1 protein-coding gene is annotated in these 310 nt (G+C 62.6%); it reads left to right on the forward strand.

What is annotated here, in order from left to right:
- Positions 1-310, forward strand: a 310-nt coding sequence (locus EE949_RS28995) for an endolytic transglycosylase MltG (RefSeq protein ID WP_206335725.1), incomplete at both ends; no start/stop codon positions are given.

Below are 310 nucleotides of genomic sequence, written 5' to 3' on the forward strand. Positions count from 1 at the left end.
GGCCACGCCCTACAATACCTACGTGATTGCCGGGATGCCGCCAACGCCCATTTCGCTGGTAGGGCGCGAAGCGATTCATGCCGCGCTCAATCCGGTATCGGGCGACAGCCTGTACTTCGTGGCCAAGGGTGACGGCAGCCACGTATTTTCCAATGATCTGGATGCTCACAACGCCGCGGTGCGTGAATACCAGATCAAACGACGCGCGGATTATCGATCCAGCCCTGCACCGGTGTCGGCACCGACCCCCAGTGCTTCCCCCGAGCCCGACTCGAACGCTTCCGAGCCTGTATCCGGGGATGGCCCGGAC

This window comes from Pseudomonas viridiflava, from assembly GCF_900602065.1.
Classification (GTDB): domain Bacteria; phylum Pseudomonadota; class Gammaproteobacteria; order Pseudomonadales; family Pseudomonadaceae; genus Aquipseudomonas.